Annotated in this window: 21 protein-coding genes; 9 read left to right on the top strand and 12 right to left on the bottom strand. The window is 69.1% G+C overall.

All coding sequences use genetic code 11. The features are described 5' to 3' along the window. Nucleotides 1-348: 348 nt before the first annotated feature. Nucleotides 349-504 carry a hypothetical protein gene (locus ACIHAO_RS12580; RefSeq protein ID WP_162182762.1) on the bottom strand — a complete coding sequence of 52 codons (156 nt, stop codon included), beginning with the start codon at nt 502-504 and terminating at the stop codon, nt 349-351. Nucleotides 505-637: 133 nt separating this feature from the next. On the opposite strand from ACIHAO_RS12580, the gene ACIHAO_RS12575 reads away from it, so the two are divergent. Further along, a complete protein-coding gene (locus ACIHAO_RS12575) occupies nt 638-1,423 on the top strand; it encodes a crotonase/enoyl-CoA hydratase family protein (RefSeq protein WP_396557244.1) in 786 nt (261 codons plus the stop codon). Between the two features lie 10 nt (nt 1,424-1,433). Next, on the top strand, nt 1,434-1,970 hold the full coding sequence (locus ACIHAO_RS12570; RefSeq protein ID WP_396557242.1) for a GNAT family N-acetyltransferase: 537 nt from the start codon (nt 1,434-1,436) through the stop codon (nt 1,968-1,970). Here the strand turns inward: ACIHAO_RS12570 and ACIHAO_RS12565 are convergent. Both ACIHAO_RS12565 and ACIHAO_RS12560 read right to left on the bottom strand, forming a co-directional pair. Continuing rightward, nucleotides 1,967-3,109, bottom strand: coding sequence for a CaiB/BaiF CoA transferase family protein (locus tag ACIHAO_RS12565; protein ID WP_396557240.1), 1,143 nt, complete (start codon nt 3,107-3,109; stop codon nt 1,967-1,969). The genes ACIHAO_RS12570 and ACIHAO_RS12565 overlap by 4 nt on opposite strands. A gap of 32 nt (nt 3,110-3,141) precedes the next feature. Beyond that, nucleotides 3,142-4,293, bottom strand: coding sequence for an acyl-CoA dehydrogenase family protein (locus ACIHAO_RS12560; protein ID WP_125785522.1), 1,152 nt, complete (start codon nt 4,291-4,293; stop codon nt 3,142-3,144). Nucleotides 4,294-4,397: 104 nt separating this feature from the next. On the opposite strand from ACIHAO_RS12560, the gene ACIHAO_RS12555 reads away from it, so the two are divergent. From ACIHAO_RS12555 to ACIHAO_RS12545, 3 genes are all read left to right on the top strand, one after another. After that, the gene (locus tag ACIHAO_RS12555) at nt 4,398-5,012 is read left to right on the top strand and encodes a TetR/AcrR family transcriptional regulator (RefSeq protein WP_396557238.1); all 615 of its coding nucleotides are present in this window, start codon (nt 4,398-4,400) and stop codon (nt 5,010-5,012) included. A gap of 103 nt (nt 5,013-5,115) precedes the next feature. Then, nucleotides 5,116-5,904: a hypothetical protein gene (locus ACIHAO_RS12550; RefSeq protein ID WP_396557236.1), complete on the top strand. Its 789-nt coding sequence runs from the start codon at nt 5,116-5,118 to the stop codon at nt 5,902-5,904. Between the two features lie 117 nt (nt 5,905-6,021). Beyond that, complete coding sequence (locus tag ACIHAO_RS12545; protein ID WP_396557234.1) at nt 6,022-7,635, top strand: succinic semialdehyde dehydrogenase; 1,614 nt, start codon at nt 6,022-6,024, stop codon at nt 7,633-7,635. Nucleotides 7,636-7,704: 69 nt separating this feature from the next. On the opposite strand, the gene ACIHAO_RS12540 is transcribed toward ACIHAO_RS12545, so the two are convergent. The 8 genes from ACIHAO_RS12540 to ACIHAO_RS12505 all read right to left on the bottom strand — a co-directional run bounded on the left by ACIHAO_RS12540 (nt 7,705) and on the right by ACIHAO_RS12505 (nt 17,971). Further along, nucleotides 7,705-10,728 (bottom strand): helix-turn-helix transcriptional regulator, encoded by a 3,024-nt coding sequence (locus ACIHAO_RS12540; protein ID WP_396557232.1) that lies wholly within the window; start codon nt 10,726-10,728, stop codon nt 7,705-7,707. Between the two features lie 63 nt (nt 10,729-10,791). Further along, entirely contained in the window at nt 10,792-11,004 is a 213-nt protein-coding gene (locus ACIHAO_RS12535) for a hypothetical protein (protein WP_125785453.1), read from the bottom strand. A 154-nt stretch (nt 11,005-11,158) separates the two neighbouring features. Beyond that, nucleotides 11,159-11,377 (bottom strand): DUF397 domain-containing protein, encoded by a 219-nt coding sequence (locus tag ACIHAO_RS12530; RefSeq protein ID WP_396557230.1) that lies wholly within the window; start codon nt 11,375-11,377, stop codon nt 11,159-11,161. A gap of 12 nt (nt 11,378-11,389) precedes the next feature. Then, nucleotides 11,390-12,277 carry a helix-turn-helix transcriptional regulator gene (locus tag ACIHAO_RS12525; RefSeq protein WP_125793531.1) on the bottom strand — a complete coding sequence of 296 codons (888 nt, stop codon included), beginning with the start codon at nt 12,275-12,277 and terminating at the stop codon, nt 11,390-11,392. Between the two features lie 458 nt (nt 12,278-12,735). Then, nucleotides 12,736-13,635 (bottom strand): acyl-CoA thioesterase, encoded by a 900-nt coding sequence (locus ACIHAO_RS12520; RefSeq protein WP_396557228.1) that lies wholly within the window; start codon nt 13,633-13,635, stop codon nt 12,736-12,738. 527 nt (nt 13,636-14,162) lie between these two features. After that, nucleotides 14,163-15,587, bottom strand: a complete 1,425-nt coding sequence (gene pyk, locus ACIHAO_RS12515) for a pyruvate kinase (protein ID WP_034322494.1) — start codon at nt 15,585-15,587, stop codon at nt 14,163-14,165. 108 nt (nt 15,588-15,695) lie between these two features. Further along, the gene (locus ACIHAO_RS12510; RefSeq protein WP_125785448.1) at nt 15,696-16,361 is read right to left on the bottom strand and encodes a DUF2461 domain-containing protein; all 666 of its coding nucleotides are present in this window, start codon (nt 16,359-16,361) and stop codon (nt 15,696-15,698) included. A 386-nt stretch (nt 16,362-16,747) separates the two neighbouring features. After that, the gene (locus ACIHAO_RS12505; RefSeq protein ID WP_396557225.1) at nt 16,748-17,971 is read right to left on the bottom strand and encodes a glycoside hydrolase family 18 protein; all 1,224 of its coding nucleotides are present in this window, start codon (nt 17,969-17,971) and stop codon (nt 16,748-16,750) included. Between the two features lie 164 nt (nt 17,972-18,135). Here ACIHAO_RS12505 and ACIHAO_RS12500 point away from each other — a divergent pair, with 164 nt between their 5' ends. The 4 genes from ACIHAO_RS12500 (at nt 18,136) to ACIHAO_RS12485 (ending at nt 20,988) form a co-directional block, all read left to right on the top strand. After that, a complete protein-coding gene (locus ACIHAO_RS12500; protein WP_037304077.1) occupies nt 18,136-18,444 on the top strand; it encodes a metalloregulator ArsR/SmtB family transcription factor in 309 nt (102 codons plus the stop codon). Nucleotides 18,445-18,539: 95 nt separating this feature from the next. Beyond that, nucleotides 18,540-19,010: a group II truncated hemoglobin gene (locus ACIHAO_RS12495; protein ID WP_125793526.1), complete on the top strand. Its 471-nt coding sequence runs from the start codon at nt 18,540-18,542 to the stop codon at nt 19,008-19,010. 26 nt (nt 19,011-19,036) lie between these two features. Beyond that, nucleotides 19,037-20,479 (top strand): aromatic amino acid ammonia-lyase, encoded by a 1,443-nt coding sequence (locus tag ACIHAO_RS12490; protein ID WP_396557223.1) that lies wholly within the window; start codon nt 19,037-19,039, stop codon nt 20,477-20,479. A gap of 71 nt (nt 20,480-20,550) precedes the next feature. Beyond that, on the top strand, nt 20,551-20,988 hold the full coding sequence (locus ACIHAO_RS12485) for a VOC family protein (protein ID WP_396557221.1): 438 nt from the start codon (nt 20,551-20,553) through the stop codon (nt 20,986-20,988). A gap of 4 nt (nt 20,989-20,992) precedes the next feature. Here ACIHAO_RS12485 and ACIHAO_RS12480 read toward each other — a convergent pair whose 3' ends face one another. Continuing rightward, complete coding sequence (locus ACIHAO_RS12480; protein ID WP_396557219.1) at nt 20,993-22,504, bottom strand: amidohydrolase family protein; 1,512 nt, start codon at nt 22,502-22,504, stop codon at nt 20,993-20,995. Between the last annotated feature and the right edge of the window lie 128 nt (nt 22,505-22,632).

Genomic DNA, 22,632 nt, shown 5'->3' with positions numbered 1-22,632 from the left:
CTGCCTCCTCATGATTCCCCGACTGACAAGTCCTGACTTACTTGCCCGGCTGAAAGTTCCGCTGCCCTGGGGCTTGCACCTGCGGAAACTCCTCACTCAGGAGGCCGGCTCCGGCGCCTTGAGGACCAACCGATCACGCAATGTGAGCACCGTAGGGGCGCGGAGGTCTTTTCCGCCAGAGCTTCCAGGGCACGAATTCGTCGACCAGCGGGTTTTCGGGGGCAATCCACCCGGATGGTCGAGTCGCTCGACCGAAACCGGAGGCGGGTGACTCTGCGTGATAACCGCTGGTGGCCGCGCACGGTGATCACCGGCGTCACCAAGGACACCGGTGTTCACCGCGGTGGGTCAGGAGAAGAGGCTCCGGACGAACGTGACGATGGCTTCGGCACCGGACCGCAGCCAGCCGAGCGCGGTGTGGACGGCGTCGGCGGATTGGGTCGGCCTGCTGATCAGAAAGAAGAGCACGAGCGCGACGACGGCGATCACAACGAATTTCTTCAAGCCGGGCGACATGGCTCCATCCCATCACACCGTAGTGTCCAGACGATGACTCCGCGCGCACTGCGGACTTTGTCACCACTTTAAGGAGATCGGGGCCCTGTTGCCCACCCGAATCCGCCTGAGGGAGCGATCGATGAGCGAAAACGTTCTCGTACACCGGGACGGCCCCGTGACGACGATCACGCTGAACCGGCCAGGGGCCCGTAACGCGGTGGACGGGCCGACCGCGGCCGCGCTGGCGGACGCGTTCCGCGCCTTCGACGCCGACGAGGAGGCCGCGGTCGCCGTCCTCACCGGTTCGGGTGACGCCTTCTGTGCCGGAGCAGATCTGAAGGCCGTCGGCACCGGCCGCACCAACTCGCTCAGCCCGGCGGGTGACGGCCCGATGGGACCGTCGCGCATGGCGCTGTCGAAGCCGGTGATCGCCGCGGTCCGCGGGCACGCCGTCGCGGGCGGCCTCGAACTGGCGCTGTGGTGCGACCTGCGGGTCGCCGACAGCACGGCCGTCTTCGGCGTGTTCTGCCGCCGCTGGGGTGTCCCGCTGATCGACGGCGGCACGGTGCGCCTCCCCCGGCTGATCGGCCATTCGCGGGCGATGGACCTGATCCTCACCGGCAGGCCGGTCGACGCCGACGAGGCGCTCGCGATCGGGCTTGCGAACCGGGTCGTCCCCGACGGCGAGGCGCTGGCGGCCGCGCAAACCCTGGCACGCGAACTGGCCGCGTTCCCCCAGGCGTGCCTGCGCGCGGACCGCAAGTCCGCGTACGGCCAATACGGGCTCACCGAAGACGAGGCGATGCGGGCCGAGTTCTCGAACTCGCTGATCGGCGGCGGGCTCGCCGAAGAAGCCGTCAAAGGCGCGAGCCGGTTCAGTGACGGCGCGGGGCGTCACGGCAGTTTCGAGGGTGATCCGTCCTAGGGTCTGTCGGATGACAGAAACCGGAGTCGCGCTCAGACCGGTGTACGAAGACGACCTGCCCATGCTCGAAGCGCTGACGAACGATCCGCGGGCCGCGGGCGCGTTCGAGTGGCACGGCTGGCACGATCCGCATTTCCTGCGCCGCCGCTGGGCGGAGACCGGCATGCTCGCGGCGGACAACGGGATGCTGATGATCGACCTCGACGGGCAGCGGCTGGGTTTCGTCTCCTGGCACAAGACCAGGTCCGGGGCGACGTCGTACTGCTGGAACGCCGGGCTCGTGCTGATCCCCGAGGCCCGTGGCCACGGCTACGGCACCGAGGCCCAGCGGTTGCTGGCGCGCTATCTCTTCGCGCATACGCAGATGAACCGCGTCGAGGCGTCGACGGAAGCGGGCAACGTCGCCGAGCAGCGCTCGCTGACGAAGGCAGGCTTCACCCGCGAAGGCGTGCTCCGCGGTTACGCGTTCCGGGACGGGGCCTGGCGCGATCACATCCTCTATTCGATGCTGCGATCGGACCTGGGCCCCGGCCCGGAACACCTCTAGGCGATCGCCCCGGCGGCCTTGAGCCGTTCGATCCCGTCGGCGTCCACGCCGAGTTCGGCGAGGACCTCGGCGGTGTCGCCGCCCTTGGGCCGCGGCGGTTCCGGCGTCTCGGCAGGCGTGCGGTCGAACCTCGGCGCCGGCGCGGGCTGCATCATGCCGCCGACGTCGACGAAGGTCTTGCGCGCGACGTTGTGCGGATGCGACGGCGCCTCCCGAGGGGAGAGCACCGCCGTCAGGCACGCGTCGGTGCCCTCTGCCTTCGCGACCAGCTCGTCGCGAGTGTGCTTCGCGACGGCCTCGGCGACGATCTTGCGCAGCTTCGGCCACTCGTTCTTGTCGACGTGGACCGGCGTCTCCTCGGGATCGAGGCCGAGCACGTTCACCAGATCGCCCCAGAACCGCATCTCGATCGCGCCGATGGCGACGTACTTGCCGTCGGCGGTCTCGTAGGTGTCGTAGAACGGCGCGCCACCGTCGAGCATGTTCTCGCCGCGCCCGCCCGGCCACAGCCCGGAATCCAGCAGTCCGTGCAGGCTGGTGGTCAGCAGCGCCGCACCGTCCACCATGGACGCGTCGACGACCTGTCCCTTGCCGGACGCCTGGCGTTCGAACAGCGCCGCCAGCACGCCCATGGCGAGCAGGAGACCACCGCCGCCGAAGTCACCGACGAGGTTGAGCGGCACCACCGGCCGCTGTCCGGCGTGCCCGATGGGTTCGAGCGCGCCGGAGATGCCGATGTAGTTGATGTCGTGCCCGGCGACGGTCGCCAGCGGGCCGTCCTGGCCGTAGCCGGTCATCCGGCCGTACACCAGCCGCGGGTTGCGGGCGTGGACCTGTTCCGGTCCGATGCCCATCCGCTCGGCGACTCCGGGACGGAAACCCTCGATGAGCACGTCGGCGTCGTCGGCGAGTTTCAGCACCAGTTCGACGCCCTCGGGGGTCTTGGTGTTGACGCCGATCGAGCGCCTGCCCCGCGCGAGCGGATCGTTCGGGAACCCGATGACGTCGTTGCCCGGTGTCGCCCGGTCGACCCGGACGACCTCCGCGCCGAGATCGGCGAGGATCGTGCAGGCGAACGGCGCCGGGGCGAGCCCGGCCAGTTCGACGACCTTGAGCCCGCTCAGTGGCCCAGCCTTCATCGCCACGTCCTTTCCTGGTACGGCAACGGGTTTCACAGTGTGCGGGAGATGATTTCCTTCATGATCTCGCTGGTGCCGCCGAAGATACGGGAGATCCGGATGTCGGCCCACGCACGCGCGATCGGGTACTCGGTCATGTAGCCGTAGCCGCCGAAGAGCTGCAGGCAGTCGTCGACGACCTTGTTGACCCGTTCGGTGGTCCACAGCTTCGCCATCGCCGCGCCCTGCACGTCGAGTTCCTTGCGCAGGTGCCGTTCGATGCACTGGTCGAGGAACGCGCGGGACACGGCGGCCTCGGTCGCGGCCTCGGCGAGCTTGAACTTCGTGTTCTGGAAGTTGTAGACCGGGCGGCCGAAGGCCTGGCGGTCCTTGGTGTAGGCGATGGTCTGGTCGATCGCGGCCTCCATCCCGGCCACCGCGGTGACGGCGATGATCAGCCGTTCCTGCGGCAGCTGCTGCATCAGCTGGATGAAGCCGAGGCCTTCCTGGCCGCCGAGAAGGTTGGCGGCGGGCACCCGGACGTCGTCGAAGTTCAGCTCCGCGGTGTCCTGGCCCTTGAGGCCGATCTTGTCGAGGACGCGGCCGCGGCTGAAGCCGGGGGTGTCGGTCTCGACGGCGATCAGCGAGACACCCTGCGCGCCCGCGTCCGGGTCGGTCTTCACCGCGACGACGACGAGGTCGGCGTGGAAACCGTTGGTGATGAACGTCTTCGCGCCGTTGATCACGTAGTGGTCGCCGTCGCGTACCGCGCGGGTCTTGATGTTCTGCAGATCCGAACCCGTGCCGGGTTCGGTCATCGCGACCGCGCCGACCATCTCGCCGGAGGCGAACTTCGGCAGCCACGCCTTCTTCTGCTCTTCGCCGGCGTACTCCAGGATGTAGTGCGCGACGATTCCATTGTGGACGGTGACGCCCCACGCGCTGTCGCCGGATCGGGCCTGCTCTTCGTAGAGCACGGCCTCGTGGGCGAACGTGCCGCCGCCACCGCCGTACTCCTCCGGGATGGACAGCGCCAGCAGGCCGACCTCTCCCGCCTTCGTCCACAGCTCGCGGTCGACCTTCTTCTCGGCCGCCCAGCGCTCCTGGTTCGGCACGAGTTCCTTCTGGCAGAAGGTCCGGGCGAGGTCCCGGAGGTCTTCGAGCTCCGTCGTGCTCCACGAACTCTTCTGGATCTGCAAGGGCACGGCCAACGCCTCCTGATCGGACCTGGAAAACATGACGCTTAGGATGTAAGTTCCAAGCGGAATGTACATCCGTACCGAGCTGCACGTAAAGGGGGCCGGATCCGGTGAGTGTGCTCGGCAGGACCCACCGCACCCAGGCCGAGCGGCGTGAGCAGACGCGCACCGCCCTGCTCGACGCGACCATCGACTGCCTGGTCGACCTCGGTTACGCGCGCACCTCGGTCCAGGAGATCTGTGCCCGCGCGGGCGTCTCGAAGGGCGCCGTGCAGCATCACTTCTCCGCGAAGGCCGAACTCATGGCGGCCGCCGTCGAACATCTGACGGAGAAGTTGCGCGGACGGCTCGCGACGTCGATCTCGGCGCTTCCGGGTGGCGCCTCGGGCGTCGCGGCGGCCATCGACCTGCTGTGGGAGGGCTACTCGGGCACGCTGTCCACGGCCGCCACGGAACTGTGGGTCGCGGCGCGCACCGACCCCGAACTCCGCGAGGCGATCCGCCCGGTCGACAGGGCGCTGGGCCGCTCGACACTGGAGCACATCACCGCGGTCGCCGGGGACCTGCCGAAGGAGCGCGCGGAGATCCTGTTCTGGCTGACCGTGAACCTCACCCGCGGGCTGGCGCTGGACGCCGAACTCGGTGGCGATCCGAAGCGGCGGCGGCAGTTGCTCGACGAATGGAAACGGGTCGCGGTGATGTTGTACGAGGACACCTCCGCGTAGCACGCGCGGGAGCCGCTGACCAGAGCACAGGTGACACTTATCTCGTCGGCCGATTCATGGTGGAATTCCTTGCTGGACAACAGGACCGGCGGAGGAGCCGACCATGAGCGCGCCGCAGCAGCAGCCGTACCAACCGACTGGCCCGTTCGGCACAGGGCAGCCCGCGCGACCGCCGTCCGACGTGCGGCTCCCCCGGCTCTTCGCCGCGATGATGGGGGTTTTCGCCGGTCTGCTGGTACTCCTCGCGACTTTTCTCCCGCAGTCGACGTACGAACAGGTCTCCGAAGGCAAGACGGTGTCGAAGTTCGCTGAGACCGGCTGGACACGGAGCTTCGACATCGAGCCGTCCGCGGAGGAGAAGGAGTTCTACGACAAGACGCACGTCGCCCGCTACGGCATCCCGCTGTCCGCCGCCGCATTGACGCTGTTCGCCGGGGCCGCGGTCGGTTTCGCCTCCTACCGGCGGAGTTCCGGTTCGCCCGCCGCGACGACGTCGAGGACACTGCTGGTCGCCGGCGGGGCGGGGACCGCGATCGGCGTCTGGATGTTCGGCATGGACATCTCGGCGAGCCTGAGCTTCGGACAGGACACCGGCCGGTTCGTCTCGCGTTATGGGACCGGGAGCGGATTCTGGATCCTGCTCGCGGGCGGACTCGTGGCGTTGCTCACGATCGGGCTGGCGGTCGTGGCCAACCGGCGCGAACCGGCGCCGCCCCCTCAGGCCCCGTACCCGGCCACTTACGCCCCTTACCCTCCCGGCATCCCTCAGCGGCAGTATCCGCAGGCCTACGAGCCGCCGTCACCCCCGACGCCCCCCGCGGGATCCGCGTTGCAGCAGCAGGACATCCTGCGCCCGTCGCCGGACAATCCGCCGCGACCCGACAATATGTGAAACTTATTCATATCAGCGGTGGACAGTCTCCATACCGGCAGTATGCTGTACTCGTCGGTAACACCCTGGGCTCTGCGTGGCGCCTTCCGGCTCCACGCCGCATGGAACGGAGACGGCATGACGAGCACGACACCGGCGAGTGCGGGCCAGCACACCGAAGGACCGTCCACCATCGGCGGCGTCCCCGGTGCCCCGGCCATGGCCAGGGCGGAACGGCTCGTGCGGCGGGTCGTCGGCGGCGAGGATTCGGCGCCGGTCCAGATGCGGGCGCCGTTCACCGGGCAGCCGATCGCGACCCTCCCCCAGGCCACCGACGCCGACGTCCGCGCCGTGTTCGACCAGGCGCGGGAAGCGCAGCGCGCGTGGGCCGAACGGCCGGTCGAAGACCGCCAGCGCATCCTGATCCGCCTGCACGACCTGGTCCTGAAGCGGCAGGAAGAAGCGCTCGACCTCGTACAGATCGAGGCGGGCAAAGCCCGGATGGACGCCTTCGACGAGGTCAGCGCCACCGCGCTCGTGGCCGCCTACTACGGCAAGCACAGCGCGAAGTTCCTTTCGCCGCGTCGCGCCGCCGGGCTGATCCCGGTGCTGACGAAGGTCGGCGAGATCCGGCACCCCAAGGGTGTCGTCGGGATCATCTCGCCGTGGAACTACCCCCTCGCGCTGACCGCGATGGACGTCCTGCCCGCGCTCGCGGCGGGCAACGCCGTCGTGCAGAAGCCGGACAACCAGACCGCGCTCTCGGCGCTGTGGCTGCAGGAGATCGCCGAGGAGGCCGGGCTGCCCGCCGGCGTCTGGCAGATCGTGCTCGGCCGCGGCTCGCGGATCGGCGACGCGCTCGTCGAAGAGTCGGACTACCTGTGCTTCACCGGATCCACGCCCACGGGTAAGGGCCTCGCCGCGAAGGTGGCGGAGCGGCTGACGAGCTACTCGCTCGAACTCGGCGGCAAGAACCCGATGATCGTGCTGCCCGACGCGGACATTTCCAAGACCGCGACCGGCGCGGTGACCGCGTGCTTCTCCTCCGCGGGGCAGCTGTGTGTTTCGGTCGAGCGGATCTACGTCCACGAGTCGATCCGCGACGAGTTCACGCGGGCCTTCGTCGCCAAGACGGCCGCGCTCCGGCTCGGAGGCGCACTGGACTACCAGGCGCAGATGGGCTCATTGACCTCCGAAGCCCAGCTGGAGACGGTGTCGGCGCACGTCGAGGACGCCCGGTCCAAGGGCGCGAAGGTACTCACCGGTGGCAAGGCCCGGCCCGACCTCGGCCCGCTGTTCTACGAGCCGACCGTGCTCACCGACGTCACCGAGGACGTCAAGCTGTTCGCCGAAGAGACGTTCGGGCCGGTCGTGTCGATCTACGGCTACACCGACGTCACCGACGCGATCGAGCGCGCCAACGACACGAAGTTCGGGCTGAACGCGAGCGTGTGGTCGCGTAACGGCCGCGCGGGCTGGGAGGTCGCGGCGCGGCTGAAGGCCGGGACCGTCAACGTCAACGAAGGCTTCGCGGCGACCTTCGGGACCGTGGGGCTGCCGATGGGCGGGATGAAGGAGTCCGGTGTCGGGCGGCGCAACGGTGCCGAAGGGCTGCTCAAGTACACCGAGGCCCAGGCGATCGCGGTGCAGCGCGGAATGCCGCTGCGCCCCGGCCGCGGAATCCCGCCGAAGCTCTGGGTGCGGGCCCTGAGCACGAGCCTGAAGGCCCTCCGCCGCCTCCCGCGCCGCTGACCCACGCAATTAGTCCTCTGAATGCGGTAGTTGCGTGTGCAAGGACCGCATCCAGAGGACTAATTGCGGCTAGGGAGAGGTCGGAGCGGCTAGCAGGCCCCGGTCGTAGGCGATCGCGACCGCCTCGGCCCGGCGGCTCGCGCCGAGTTTCGCCATCACACGCGAGAGGTGGACGCTCACCGTCTTCTCGCTGATGTACAGCTCTTCGCCGACCTGCCGGTTGGTCCGGCCGAGCGCGACGCGTTCCAGTACGTCCCGTTCGCGGTCGGTGAGCGGGTCGACGACGTCACGTCGCGGGGCCGCGACCTCGCCGGGAAGCTCGACACGCGCCCGGTGGCTGAGCTCCCGGACGGCTTCGCGCAGCGGGCAGGCGCCCAGCCGGTCGGCCACCGCGTGCACGGCCAGCAGCTCTGACGTCGCGAGCGCGGTGTCGCCGTCGGACGCCAGCAAGGACTTCGCGTGCTGCAGACGGCATATCGCCTGCTCGTACACCGCGCCGTACCCGAACGCCTCGATCGCCTTCGCCCACAGCTCCGGGTCTCCCGCGCCGCGCAGGCAGCTGCCGAGCGCGTCCAACCGCGCGAGCCACGCCAGCGCCTCCGGGCCGAGCGACACCGAACGCGGGATGCCGTGTTCGGCGCAGTGGCGGCCGTGGGCGAGCATCTCCTCACCCGCTTTCACCGCCGCCTCGACCGTCGCGAGATCGCCGCGCACCCGGGCTTCGGCGGCCTGCGCGACGGCGGCCGCGACGCCGTGCACGCTGATCCGGATCCCGCCGAGGATCGCGGGCTCGACCTCTTCGAGCCAGCTGATCAGTTCCTGCGCCTGCCGCACCGCGCCCGCGTGGTCCCCGCGCCAGGACGCGAGCTGGATGGCGGCGTCACCCGCCGCGAGCGCGATCGAGATGTCCGTGCTCCAGTGCTGGCGCAGGCTGGGCAGGATCTTGTCCGCGTCCGCGAACCGGCCCCTGCCGACGACGAACTGCGCCCAGATGCTCAGGAACCGCCCGGCGACGACACTCGAAACGCCGCGGCCCGCGCGGCCGGCGTCGTCGTCCTCCGGCCAGTCCCCGCTGACGTACCGCAGCGTGAGGTGCTTCGTCCGCAGCTCGATCCCGAAGGAACTCCAGGTCAGCCCGGTCTCCTTGGCCCGTTTGATGCCCTTGGCGTAGTACTTCAGCGCAGAGTGGATCTCGGCCCGGTCGTCGTAGCTCAGCCCGAGGAAGTGCAGTGCCCGCAGTTCGCCGTTGAGCGCGCCGGAATCCCTGGCCTTCCGCTCGGCCTGGCGCAACCGCTCCCGTGCTTCCTCGACGTCACCCGCCGAATCGGCCAGCGTCCCCAGCGAGACCAGCGCGGCCGCCTCCGCCCCGCCCGCGCCGACGGCCCTGGCGTCGGCGACCGCGGCCAGCGCGCATTGCAGTGCCTCGTCGTGCCTGTCGATCAGCCGCAGGATCCCCGCCCGGGTGGCGAGCACCCACGCCCGCGCGGAACTCGCCTCGGTGTGTTCGACCAGCTCCCATGCCTTGTCGATCGCCTCGACGACCTCGTCGAGCGTGCCGTCGACCGAAAGCAGTGCCTCCGCGTGCCGTCGCCAGACCTTGGCGGCACGCTCGTTGCCGGTGTCCGGGCCGAGGGCTTCGGTGGCGGATCGCGAATAGGCGACCGCCCGCTCCGGCTCCCCCGACGTGCTCGCGAAGTACGAAGCCTCGTGCAGCAACCGGAGCTCATCGACTTCCGACGGCCGGTCGGCCGCGGGCACCGCGTCCCAAATGGACAGTGCCTGTTCGACGTGGCGCAGCGCGGAACCGGGCGCGCCCAGCTTCTCCGCCTCGTCCATCGCGCGCAGCAACGCGGCCAGCGCGGTGACGAAGTCCTTGCTCTCCAGGCTGTGGTGCGCGAGCCGGGCGTCCTGGCCGCGCCCCTGCGTCCGGCCGCGGATGCGCGACGCGTACGCCGCGTGCATGCGCACCCGCTCCCCCGGCAGCAGATCACCGTAGACCGCTTCCTGCAACAGCGCGTGCCGGAAGGTGTAGAAACCGTTCTCGATCACCAACACGTGATGCTGCACCGCTTCGCGCAGTGCCTCGTCGAGTTCGAGTTCGTCCAGACCGGAGATCTCGGCGAGCGCGGCGTGCGCGACCGAGTCCTTGGCGACCGAGACCACGCGCAGCACGCGGCGGGTGATCTGGGAAAGCTGTTCCACCCGGGCGAGCAGTACTTCGGCGAGCCCGGCGGGGAGTTCACGACAGTCCTTCGCCGACGCGAGCAGCTCCTCGACGAAAAACGGATTGCCCTCGGACCTGGCGACGATGTCGGCGATCATGTCCTGGGCGATCGGCTCGTCGGCCAGCGCCTCGACGAAGGCGCGCGCGTCCTCGGCGCCGAACGGTTTGACCTCGACGCGTTCGACCGCGCCGAGGCGCACCACCTCGGAAAGCACGGCCCGGAGCGGATGCCGCCGGTGGACGTCCTCCTCGCGGTAGCTCGCCACCACCAGCAGCCGCTGGGTGCGCAGCCTCGTCAGCAGGAAGGACAGCAGGTTCCGGGTGGAGCCGTCGGCCCAGTGCAGATCCTCCAGCAGGATCACCACGGGCCGGCGCTGCGCGATGACGGTCAGCACCCCCAGTACCGCGTCGAACAGCTGGAGCTGGCCGAGGTCCTGTTCGGGCCGGAGCCGTTGCGTCGACACCCGTTCGCTCGCGGTGAGCTGGCCGTCTTCGATGGCGGGGTAGTCCTCCGCCTGCTGCATCTGCGGGAGCAGCCTGCCCAGCGCCGGCCGGGCCCGGACCGCGGCGGTGACCGCGGGATCGGACGTCATCGCCAGCGGCGCGAGCGCCTCGGCGAACGGAAGATAAGGAAGACCGCCCTCATGGACGTCGATACAGCGCCCGGTGAGCACCAGGGCGCCCGCGCCCGCGGCGAACTCGCCGAGCGCGGTCAGCAGTCGGGTCTTGCCGACGCCGGCGTCACCGGAGAGCAGCACCGCGCCGGCCTCGGCCCGTTCTGCACGGGCGAAGGCGGCGCGGAGCTGCCGCATCTCCTGAGTGCGGGCGACGATCGGGATTCCGGAGCCAAGACGGGGCACGAGGTGCATTCTTGCCTACCGGGCCGACAACTTCGCCTGTGTTTCAGCCGAGAGCTTCATCGCACTCGGCCTCTACCGGGTGATCTCGCCGCTGCGGGCGGGCGCCTGCCGCGCCTCGCGGCGTTGCTGGGCGGGCACCCGGACTTCGGCGCGGTGCGCGCGGATCCGCTTGCCTGCCCGGCGGGCCCGGTCGACCCACACGCTGCGGCCCGCTCGCTGGAGCTCTTCGCGCCGGTACTCGACCTCGGCCAGTACTCCGGTGAGTAGAGCGTCGTTCGTGTTCATCACTGTTTCCCCTTAGGAACTCACTGCCTTGTTGGTAGTGATGAGATTCGTCCTGAGGGGTGCCCTGCGGCATCGGGTGATCACCTACACCCGGACGTGATTCGACCCCTTACGCCGGCCCATCCCCTGCTCGGGCGGCGTAAGGGGTCGAGTTTCAGTGGTTCTGGGCGTGACCCGGGCCACTCCGGCGCACGGCACCGAGCAGCCCACGCCAAGCCTGCGGCGAGAGGCGGAAGGCACCTCCCTCGGGGTCCTTGGAGTCCCTCAGGGCGGCACCGGAACCGGTGAAGGCGACCTCGACGCAGTCGTTGCCGCCGCCACTGTGGCTGCTCTTGAACCACCGGGCCTGGGAAAGATCATCGTTGGGCGTCATGCTCCCCACTCCTTACTTTGTTTCCAGGGACTTCTCCGAGAGGGCCGCCCGTTCGGCGAACCTTCCGGCGGCCTCGGCGATCACCTCGACCGAGTCGTCCGGCTTCAACGCGGCGGCACGCAGATGGTCGAACATCAACGCGTATCGCCGGACGTCCGGGGGTTCCTCCAGATAAAGCCCAGTGGAGGTGCTGTCGACGTAGACCACGTCGGTGTCGGCCAGTTCGGGGAAGCCCATGATGAGGAACGGACCCTCCATCCCGGGATGAGCGCCCGCGCCGAACGGCACGATCTGGACGGTGACGTTCGGCTGCGCCGCCATCGTGACCATCCGGTACAGCTGTTCCGCCATCACCTCGGGGCCGTCGACCGTCCGATGCAGGACCGCTTCGTCCATGACGGCCCAGTACTCGGGCGGCGAAGGATCGGTCAGCAGCTCCTGCCGCGCCATCCTCGCCGCGACCCTGCGCCTGATCTCGGCGTCTTCGGCGTCGGGCCGCATCGCCCTGATCACGGCCTTGGCGTAGCGCTCGGTCTGCAACAGTCCCGGCACCAGCAGCGCCTGGAACGCCCGCAGTGAACTCGCGTCCGCCTCCAGGCCGACGAAGGTGCCGGTGAACACCTCGTTATACGCATGCCACCAGCCGCGTTTGCGGGCTTCCCTGGCCAGCTGGACGAGCGCTTCCTGCTCGTCGCCCGCGATGCCGTACAGCTCGAGCATGTCGCGCGCGTCGCGCGGGGTGACGCCGACGTGCCCGGTCTCGATCCGGCTGACCTTCGACGCCGAGCATTCGAGCTTCTCGCTCACCTCGTCGATGGTGAGATCCGCCGCCTCGCGCAATCGCCTCAGCTCGCTCGCCAGCCGTCGGCGGCGCACGGTGGGCCCCTGACCCCTCGTCATCACGGCACCTCCACAGGCTGTCCGAGCACCATCGATCGCGACACGGCGAGGAGAACAGTGTTCAGTAACGCCGCACGAAGCACATCTAACCAGCCCGAGACACATTCGGTGAGATGGTCACACCACCATTTTCCGACCCGCCCGGGTTTTCATCCTGCAATTTGCAGATTGCCGTTGTAGGTTGAGCATTGTGCAACGCGGAACGCCCGCCTTCACCGGCGGCAGCGGACCCGTTCGCGGCACGGGCGCGGGGCCGCGAGCTGCACCGATGGGTTTCCGCGAGGATACCCGTCAAGGCCGGATTCACCCCCGGAGCAGGGCCGGAGCCGTCCCCCGATCGGTTCCGGCCCTCCCTTTATGTCCACCATTCCGTAATGCTCTGGCTCCAGATGTTAATGCGTTTCGCCATTCCCTCTAAAGGGTGGACAAGACGCCTCTCCGATGCGGAACGTCACCGTTCACACCACCCGGAGAAGACCTTCCTGCACGACGGTGGCGATATGCGTTCCGTCCGCGGCGAAGAACCGGCCGGTCGCCAGACCGCGGGCACCCGACGCCGTCGGCGACGCGCTGTCGTAGAGGAACCACTCGTCGGCCCGGAACGGGCGGTGGAACCAGAGCGCGTGGTCGAGGCTCGCGCCGATCACCTTGTCGAGGTCCCAGTAGACGCCGTGGCGCGCGAGGACCGAATCCAGGAGCGTCATGTCGGAGGCGTAGGTCAGGACGCAGACGTGCAGCAACTGCTGATCCGGGAGCTTGCCGTCGGCCCGCATCCAGACCTGGTTCCTGGCCGGACGCTCGCCCGATTCCCTGGTCACCCACGGCGGGTCGTTGACGTACCGCAGGTCGATCGGGCGCGGCCGGTCGAGATGGCCCATGAAGTATCCCTCGGCGCGCTCCTGCAACGTCGGGAGCGATTCGGGGTCCGGGACGTCCGGCATGCCTTCGGAGTGCTCGATGCCGCCCTCGTCCTTCTGGAACGAGGCGGACAGGGAGAAGATCGCCTTGCCGTGCTGGATGCCCACGACGCGGCGGGTGGTGAACGAACGGCCATCGCGGATCCGGTCGACCTCGTAGACGATCGGGACACTCGGGTCGCCGCCACGGATGAAGTACGCGTGCAGCGAGTGGACCTTCCGCTCCTCGGGGACCGTGCGCCCCGCGGCGACCAGCGCCTGCCCGGCGACCTGCCCGCCGAACACCCGCACCGGCGAGTGGGCGGGCGAGACCCCGCGGAAGATGTTCTCCTCGATCTTCTCCAAGTCCAGCAACGCGACCAGCCGGTCGAGCACGGGCTGTCCGCCCACTCCGCCGGCGTTGTCGAAACCGGCCGCGGCTTCCCTGGCCATCTCAGTCATGTCCTGAACTTTAGGCCGTAAGGGTGCCCCGGTCCCGGGTGAGGCGGGACGTTTGTCGCGAAGGCCACCTTCGGGACAGGTGGTCGTGAGTGGCGATTCGGGTTCTGCCAGTCCTCACCACTCACGAGACGCGAGGATGAGTGGGCGGCTCGTTCAGTGCTTCCGGCGGTCCGGCGTCGAGCTCTTATGTCCCCACGGACCGTGACCACTCACGCAGGCGTCTGACTGGAAGTCCTTCACGCGCAGCCGCTGTGACCGCTGGTGCACGTGGGGCGAACGCGGCGATCATCGAGTCCGTGAAGGCCTCCTTGAGGGACCCAGAGTCCCTCAAGGAGGCCTTCACGGACTCGAGCCTGAGAGCAACCGCAGCCGGAACCCACATAGGTACCTAAGACACCCTTGGCCCTAACCCGAATCGCCACTCACGACCACCCCAGCCACGACGTAGTGAGGGCCTCCTTCCCTACTTTGAAGGTAGGGAAGGAGGCCCTCACGGCACAGTCGCAGCCTCGCGAGACCGCGGAAGGTCAGGCGTGGTCGTCCTCGCCGAGGCGGTGCACCCGGATGAGGTTGGTCGAGCCGACGGTCCCGGGCGGGGAACCGGCCACGATGACCACCAGGTCGCCCTTGGCGTACTTGCCCATTTCGAGCATCGCGTGGTCGACCTGCTGGATCATCTGGTCGGTGGAGCCGACCTTCGGCACGATCCGGGTCGTGGTGCCCCAGGTCATCGCGAGCTGGCTGCGGACGCTTTCCTCCGGCGTGAACGCCAGCAGCGGCAGCCGCGTGTGCAGCCGCGCGAGCCGGCGGACGGTGTCACCGGACTGGGTGAAGGCGACCAGCGCCTTGGCGTTCAGCCGCTCACCGATGTCACGGGCCGCGTAGGAGATGACGCCGCGCTTGGTGCGCGGGACGTGCGAGAGCGGCGGCACGACCGGCGAGTCGGTCTCGACGGCCTCGATGATCCGGCCCATGGTCTGGACGACCTCGATCGCGTAGCGGCCGACGCTGGTCTCACCCGAGAGCATGAGGGCGTCCGCGCCGTCGAGCACCGCGTTGGCGACGTCCGAGGCCTCGGCACGGGTCGGCCGGGAGCTGTTGATCATCGACTCGAGCATCTGCGTCGCGACGATGACCGGCTTCGCGTTCTCGCGGGCGATCTGGATGGTGCGCTTCTGCACCAGCGGGACCTGCTCCAGCGGAAGTTCCACGCCGAGGTCACCACGCGCGATCATCACCGCGTCGAAGGCCAGCACGATGGCTTCGAGGTTGTAGACCGCTTCGGGCTTCTCGATCTTCGCGACCACCGGGAGGCGTCCCTTGCCGACGCGGTCCATCACCTGGTGGACAAGGTCGATGTCGGCGGGCGAGCGGACGAACGAGAGCGCGATGAAGTCCACGCCGAGTTCGAGCGCGAACTCGAGGTCTTCGATGTCCTTTTCGGACAGCGCCGGCACGGAGACGTCCATCCCCGGCAGGGAAACGCCCTTGTTGTTGCTGACGGGGCCGCCTTCGGTGACCTCGCAGACGACGTCCGGGCCTTCGACCTGCTTGACGACGAGGCCGACCTTGCCGTCGTCCACGAGGAGACGGTCGCCGGGCTTCGCGTCGTCGGCGAGTCCTTTGTAGGTGGTCGAGACACGGTCGTGCGTACCCGCGACGTCCTCGACGGTGATGCGCACGATGTCGCCGTTGTGCCACTCGACCGGACCGCCCGCGAAGGTGCCGAGACGGATCTTCGGCCCCTGAAGGTCGGCGAGGATGCCCACGGCGCGGCCGGATTCGGCGGCGGCGGTGCGGATGAGGTCGTAGACCTGCTTGTGGTCGCTGTGCGTCCCGTGGCTGAAGTTCATCCTCGCGACGTCCATCCCGGCGTCGACGAGTTGCCGCATCTTCTCCGGCGTAGCGGTCGCGGGGCCCAGGGTACAAACGATCTTCGCGCGTCGGCTCACGTTCGTACAGCGTAGTCCCTCATCGCGGATACGTCTGTACCGATACCGAAAGTTCAAGAAAAGTGTCAGTTCACCTGGGATGGACAACCGTCGATCAGGGTTCGACGGTTATCGTCGCGGCTTCTCGCTCGGCCCGACCCGGTCACGGGCCCACTCGTTGAACGCGCGGACCTGCCGCCATGCCTTTCGCACCCGGTCGAGCGTGCCCCGTTCGTGCAGGACGTCGTCCGGTTCCCAGCCGCGGACGGCGTACACCGAGCGGTACCTCAGCAGGTCGATGCGGGGGTGGTCCTCGGCGAACCCGCGCGGCTTCGACTTGAGCCTGTCCCCCTTGACCTCCCAGCCCGCCTTCTCCAGCTTCGCGAGGATCTTGGCCAGTTCGGCGCCGCGCAGTTCGGTGTCGACGGCCTTGCGGAAGCGGGCGAGCTGATCGGACTCGAAGTGGAAGCAGCCGCCGCCCACACGCAGTCCGGCCGGACCGACCTCGACGTAGTACGCGCCGCCGCCGCGGCCCTGCTCGATCACCGCGCCGCAATGGGTCTTGTACGGCGTCTTGTCCTTGGCGAACCGGACGTCGCGATACGGGCGGAACACCTTTCCCTCGCCGAAGCCGTCACCGAACTCCGGCACCAGCTCGGCGAGCAGCGCTTCCATCGGCGCGCGGACGTCGGCCTTGTAGGTGGCGAGGTTCGCGTCCCAATAGGACTTGGAGTTGTCCGCCTCGAGACCGTCGTAGAAGTCGATGGCGTACTCGCCGAAACCCTCGAAACCCATGCGGTGACGTTAATCCCCAGCACCGACAAGTACATGAAGGCCCCCTTCCTGTACCTAGTGTCCCGAGTCGGAAGTTCGTGTAGTAATTCGGCGTGGTGCCGAAGGATCTTGTTCTTGCTTCGCGCGGTGAAGATGCTGTCGCCTGAGGCCGTGAGCATTTCGCTGATTCAAGGTGTCGGGTCGCGGGGATTCGCTCGCGGGCCGTGGGGCGACCGTGCCGCGAAAGCCACTTTCGCGACCCCAGGCGTCGCGAAAGTGGCTTTCGCGACACACCTCATGCCCCCCGGTCCAGGCGCGAAACGGCTGGCTATCGATACGGATTAACGGCGCGAACTTCCGGCGCAGGACACTAGGCGCAAGGAAGGGGGCCTTCATGTACTTCGGCGTTACTTGGCCAGCGCGGTGATCAGCTCGCCGTCGGTCGTGTCACCGGACAGTTCCCAGAAGAAGGCACCACCGAGACCCTGGTTCTTGGCGTAGGCGACCTTGCCGCCGATGGTCGCCGGGGTGTCGTAGCTCCACCAGTTGTTTCCGCACTTCGCGTACGCCGTACCCGCGACGGTGCCGGTGGCCGGGCACGTGTTCTTCAGGATCTTGTAGTCCTCGATGCCCGCCTCGTAGGTGCCCTGCGCCGCGCCGGTCGCGGTGCCGCCGGGGGCGTCCTGGGTGACACCGGTCCAGCCGCGGCCGTAGAAACCGATACCCAGCAGCAGTTTGCCCGCCGGAACACCCTTGCTCTTCAGCTTCTGGATCGCCGCGTCGGAGTGGAAGCCGGCGGTCGGGATGCCCGCGTAGTCGTTCAGTGGCGAATGCGGCGCGGTCGGGCCCTGCGCGGCCCAGGCGCCGAAGTAGTCGTAGGTCATGACGTTGTACCAGTCGAAGTACTGCGAAGCGCCGCCGTAGTCCGCGGCGTCGATCTTGCCGCCGTCGGTGCCGTCCGCGGTGATCGCGGCGGTGACGAGCTTCGAGCCGAACTTCTCCCGCAGGGCCTGCGCGAGGTTCTTGATGGCCGCCGCGCCGCTGGTGTCGCAGGAGAGACCGCAGGCGTTCGGGTACTCCCAGTCGATGTCGATGCCGTCGAAGACGCCGGCCCAGCGCGGGTCGTTGACGAGGTTGTAGCAGGATTCCGCGAACTTGGCGGGGTTCTTCGCCGCCTCGCCGAAGCCACCGGACCAGGTCCAGCCACCGAAGGACCACAGCACCTTGAGGTTCGGGTGCTTGGCCTTGAGCTTCTTCAGCTGGTTGAAGTTCCCGCGCAGCGCGCCGTTGTCCCAGCTGTCGGCGACCCCGTCGACACTGCCGGCGGCGTCGTAGAACTTGCTGGTCGCCGCTTCCGCGTCGCCGATCGCGCAGCCACCGTTCGTCACGTTGCCGAACGAGTAGTTGATATGCGTCAGCTTGCTCGCCGAACCGGAGGTGTCGATGTTCTTCACATGGTAGTTCCGCTGGTAGACGCCCCATTCGGCGAAGTACCCGAGCACCTTGCCGACCGAGGCGTCCGGTGCCTCGGGAGCGGCGGTCGCCTGCCGCGCCGGGGCGGCGACGGCCAGCGCGCCGAAGGCGACGGCCGCGGCACCCACGATCGCGGTGAGCCTGCTGAAACGGGACATGCGTTCTCCCTTCACGGTCACCTGCGGTGACGAGAGGACTGCGGCGGGACACGCACAAGTTAAATGGACTAGACCACTCCGTCAATGGTTCAGACCGCGACTTTCGGATGGACATTTTCGAACATTCCTTGACGGAAATATGCCGCACGGGGCACATTTCCCGGATGATGCAGACTTTCGAGATCCTCGCCGAGCCTCGGCGGAGGACCATCCTGGACCTCTTGCGCGACGGCGAACGGTCGGTCAACGAGCTGGTCGAGGTCCTCGAATTGAGCCAACCGGCCGTATCGAAGCACCTGCGTGTCCTACGCGAGGCGGGTCTGGTCACCGTCCGCGTCGCCGCCCAGCGCCGTTGCTACCGGCTCCGCCCGGAGCCGCTCGCGGAGGTCGACGCCTGGCTCGCGCCGTACCGCCGGTTCTGGGAAGGACGGATCGACGCGCTCGAGCGGCACCTCGACGAAGACAGTCAGTGAATAGGTAACGGCTCGTCCACCTCCGGGTTGTCCGGAGCGGTCCTGGATGGTTGCCTTGCCCGACCGGGAGATCATCGCCGCTGGGAGGACCCTACGTGACCGAGACGCCGACGTTGTACGAATGGGCGGGCGGGCTGGACGCCCTGCGACGGCTGACGGCCGTCTTCTACGGCCACGTGCTGAAGGACCCGTTGCTGGAGCCCGTCTTCCGCCAGATGGACCCCGGCCATCCCGAGCACGTGGCGGTCTGGCTCGCCGAGGTGTTCGGCGGCCCGGAGACCTACAGCCACGACCACGGCGGCCACCGGCACATGGTCGGACGGCATCTCGGCCGGGCCATCACCGAAGAGCAACGCCGCCGCTGGGTGAACCTGCTCTTCGACGCCGCCGACGAGGCCGGGCTGCCCGCCGACCCCGAGTTCCGCTCCGCGTTCGCCGCCTACGTCGAATGGGGCAGCAGGCTCGCGGTGATGTTCTCGCAGCCCGGCCGCGAGGTCACCGTTCCCGAGCCGATGCCGAAGTGGGACTGGGGCAACCGCCCGCCCTGGCAGCCGCCGTCGGACTGAGTGCGGTCACCGGAAAGGAGGCCGCCGTGATCCGGGTGGACGGCCGGACCCTGCGCTGCGCGGACGTCGTGACCGCCGCGGGCACCGAGGGGCCGCTGGGCATCGACGTTTCCATCGCCGCGCTGCGTGGCGCCGAAAGCGCGTGGAAGCTCGCCGAGGAGCTGAGCACGCGGCGGATCGTCTACGGCCGCACCACCGGCGTCGGCGCCAACAAGGAGGACCCGGTCGGCGAGGGCGAGTCGCCGGATCACGGGCTGCGGCTGCTGCGCAGTCACGCCGGCGGCAGCGGCGACGTCATGTCCCCCGCCCAGACCAGGGCGATGATGCTGATCCGGCTCAACCAGCTGCTGGCCGGACGTTCCGGGCTCAGCCCGGAGCTGATCGGGGCGCTGGCCGCCGCGGTGCGGACCGGGTCGCTGCCGCTGGTGCACCGGCTCGGCGCGATCGGCACCGGCGACCTCGCCCCGCTCGCGGAGACCGCGCTGGCACTCACCGGCGAGCGGCCGTGGCTGACCGGCGGTGTGCCGCCGGTGCCGGTGCGGGCCGGTGACGCGCTCGCGTTCATGAGCAGCAACGCCGCCACCCTGGCCGAAGCGACCCTCGCGGCGATGCGGCTCGACACGCTGACGCGGGCGAGCCACGTTGTCGCGGCACTGACCTACATCGCGCTCGACGGGAACCCGGAGGCGTACGCGACTCCCGTGCACGAGGCGCGTCCGCACGCCGGGCAGGTCGCGTGCGCGGCGGAGATGCGGCGGCTGCTCGGGATGGAGGGCACGCCCAAACCCGGCAGGCGCATCCAGGACCCGTTCGGGCTCCGCGCTTTCCCGCAGGTTCAGGGGCCCGCGCTGGACGCGATCCACTATCTGCGGGACGTGCTCGCGGTGGAGATCAACGCCAGCACCGAGAACCCGATGATCTCGACGGCGCACCAGGACGCCTACCACCACGCGCATTTCCACACCGCGTACGTCTCGACCGCGCTCGACCAGGTGCGCGCGACCGTCCACCAGGTCGCGGAGCTGTCGGTGGCCCGCCTCGGCGACCTGGTGGAACCGGAGTTCACCGGGCTGCGGCCATTCCTCGCGGCCGGGCCGTCGGGCAGTTCGGGCGTGATGATCCTGGAGTACGTCGCCCACGACGCGCTCACCGAACTGCGGCAGGCCGCGCTCCCGGCGACGCTGGGCACCGCCGTCGTCTCGCGCGGGCTCGAAGACCACGCGAGCTTCTCCACCCAGGCCGCGCGGGCGGCGACCGCGGCCGGTGCGGCCTACCAGCAGGTGCTGGCCTGCGAACTGGTCGCGGCCGTCCGGGCGCTGCGGATGCGGAAGGCCGAACTCGTCTCCCTGCCCGCGCGGGACGCCTACGAGACCGCCGCCTCCGTGCTCGACCCGAGCGTCGAGGACCGGCCGCTCACCGAGGACATCGCGCGCGCCGTGTCGCTTTTGGACACCCTCGCGCTCATCTGACCCCTCCGATGTCGAGAACCGCCGGACGGCGTCGTCCCCGGGGCGGCACACCCCACAGCGAGGAGAGCACCATGGAAATCCGGCAGCTGGACCACGTCGGCGTCATCGTCAGCGACCTCACGGCCGCCGTCGCGTTCTTCGTCGAGTTCGGCCTCGAACTGGAAGGCAAGATGACGATGGAGAGCGACCTGGCGGACCGCGTCACCGCGGTCAGGCGAGCCAAGTCGGAGATCGCGATGGTGCGCGTCCCCGGCGGCGACGGGCGGCTCGAACTCATCCAGTACCTCACGCCCGAGCCCCACCCCGGCGACTCGCACGCTCCGGCCAACACGCTCGGCCTGCGCCACCTCGCCTTCCAGGTCGACGACATCGAAGGCGTGCTCGACCGGGTGCGGCCCCATGGAGGCACGCTCGTGGGCGAAGTCGTGAACTACGAGGACACCTTCCGGCTCTGCTACCTTCGCGGCCCCGACGGGATCATCATCGAGCTGGCCGAGAAGATCGGCTGACACCTCAGCAGCAACAGCCCCGCCGGGCGAGGGACCTGATCCGGGGACTCGTCGCGGGCCGGTTCGCGGCGGCCTCGACGGCGGCGAGCATCCGTCCTCGCTCCGCGTGGTCGAGCACGCGGCCGCGGGTGATCACGGTGTCGATCTTCGCGACGTTGCGGATGTCGGCGGCCGGGTTCGCGTCCAGCAGCACGAGATCCGCCTCCTTCCCCGCCGCGACGGTGCCCGAAGTCCTCTCCCTGCCGAGGAACTTCGCGGCGTCACCGGTGACGGTCTTCAAGGCCCGCACCGGCGAGAGCCCGGCCTCGACCAGGAAGGCGAGCTCCTCGTGCAGTCCGCTGCCGGGGAAGGTGTACGGGTTGAGGCAGTCGGTGCCGCCGATGAGCCCGACGCCCGCTTCGTGCGCGACGCCGACCAGCCGCAGCGTCTCCTGGTAGTACCGCTCCTGGAGGGCGATCTCCGACGGCGTCTTCGGCGCGAACAGTTCGATGCCCTTGACCCAGCTCTCGCGCAGGTCCGCGGGGACGTATTTCAGCCGGGGGTCGTGCTGGTGGGTTTCGGCGGGCTGCGTGACCACCCGGTTGATCGTCAGCGTCGGCGAGTGCCAGGTGCCGTTGCACCGCAGCCCGCCGAAGTAGGCCCGCGCCACGCCGGGGTCGTACGTGGTGACCGAATCGAACTCCAGTTGCCGCGCCAGGTTGAAGAAGGCGCGCGGAGCCGCGGGGTCGTACGGCGTCGCCTTCAGCCTGGCGAGGATCTCGTCGCGCCGGGACGAACAGTGGACGGACACCCCGAAGAAATGCTCGAAGCTGTGCTGGCCGAGGTCGCTCGCCTCGAGGTGCGACAGCTTGTACGGCCAATGCCCGGAGAACCTCAGGCCCTGGTGGCGGGCCTCGTCCGCGATCGCTCGCACGGCGTCGGGCCCGAGGTAGGAGTAGGTCTTCACGAACTCGGCGCCCGCGGCCTTCTCCGCGCGGACGGCGGCCCGCGCCTCGGCCGCCGTCGTCACCTGAAGCACCGGCGGGCCCAGGAGCGTGACCGGCCCGTCGACGATCCCGCTCGCCACTACGAACCGCGGGCCCAGCAGCTCACCGCGTTCGATCTTGTCCCTGGTCGCGCGGTTCTCCGCGTACCCCCACATCTCACGGGCGCCCGTGACACCGTGGACGAGGTGCAGCGGCGGGACGATCTCTTCGAGGTCCGCGCCGTGCGTGTGCATGTCCCACAGACCCGGGATGAGGTACTTGCCGCGGCCGTCGAGCACCCGGGCGCCACCGGTTTCCGGAACCTGACCGGAGGCGCCGACCCAGGCGATCCGGTCGCCGACGAGCACGACCGAGACGTCACGCCGCGGCGCCGAACCCGTGCCGTCGATCAGCGTGACCCGGTCGATGACGACGATCTCGCCCGTGTCCGCGGCGGCCGTACCGCGCAGCAGCCCGGCGAGCGCCACCCCGGTCCCGCCGGCGGCCAGCCATCTCAGGAACTCGCGCCTGCTGGATCCCGCACCCGCCATGAGAACCGCCGCCCTTCCACCCAGATCCCCCAGGCGGCCGATTCAACTCGCCGTGATGGAGGCGCCGCAAGGAAAGCGAAGGCCCCTTACCCGAGCTCAGCACAAAGTAAGGGGCCTTCTCCTGAAAC

The sequence above is a fragment of the Amycolatopsis sp. NPDC052450 genome (genome assembly GCF_044547565.1).
Classification (GTDB): Bacteria; Actinomycetota; Actinomycetes; order Mycobacteriales; family Pseudonocardiaceae; genus Amycolatopsis.
Note: the sequence above shows the minus strand (reverse complement) of the source record. Positions and strands in the feature narration are given on the sequence as shown.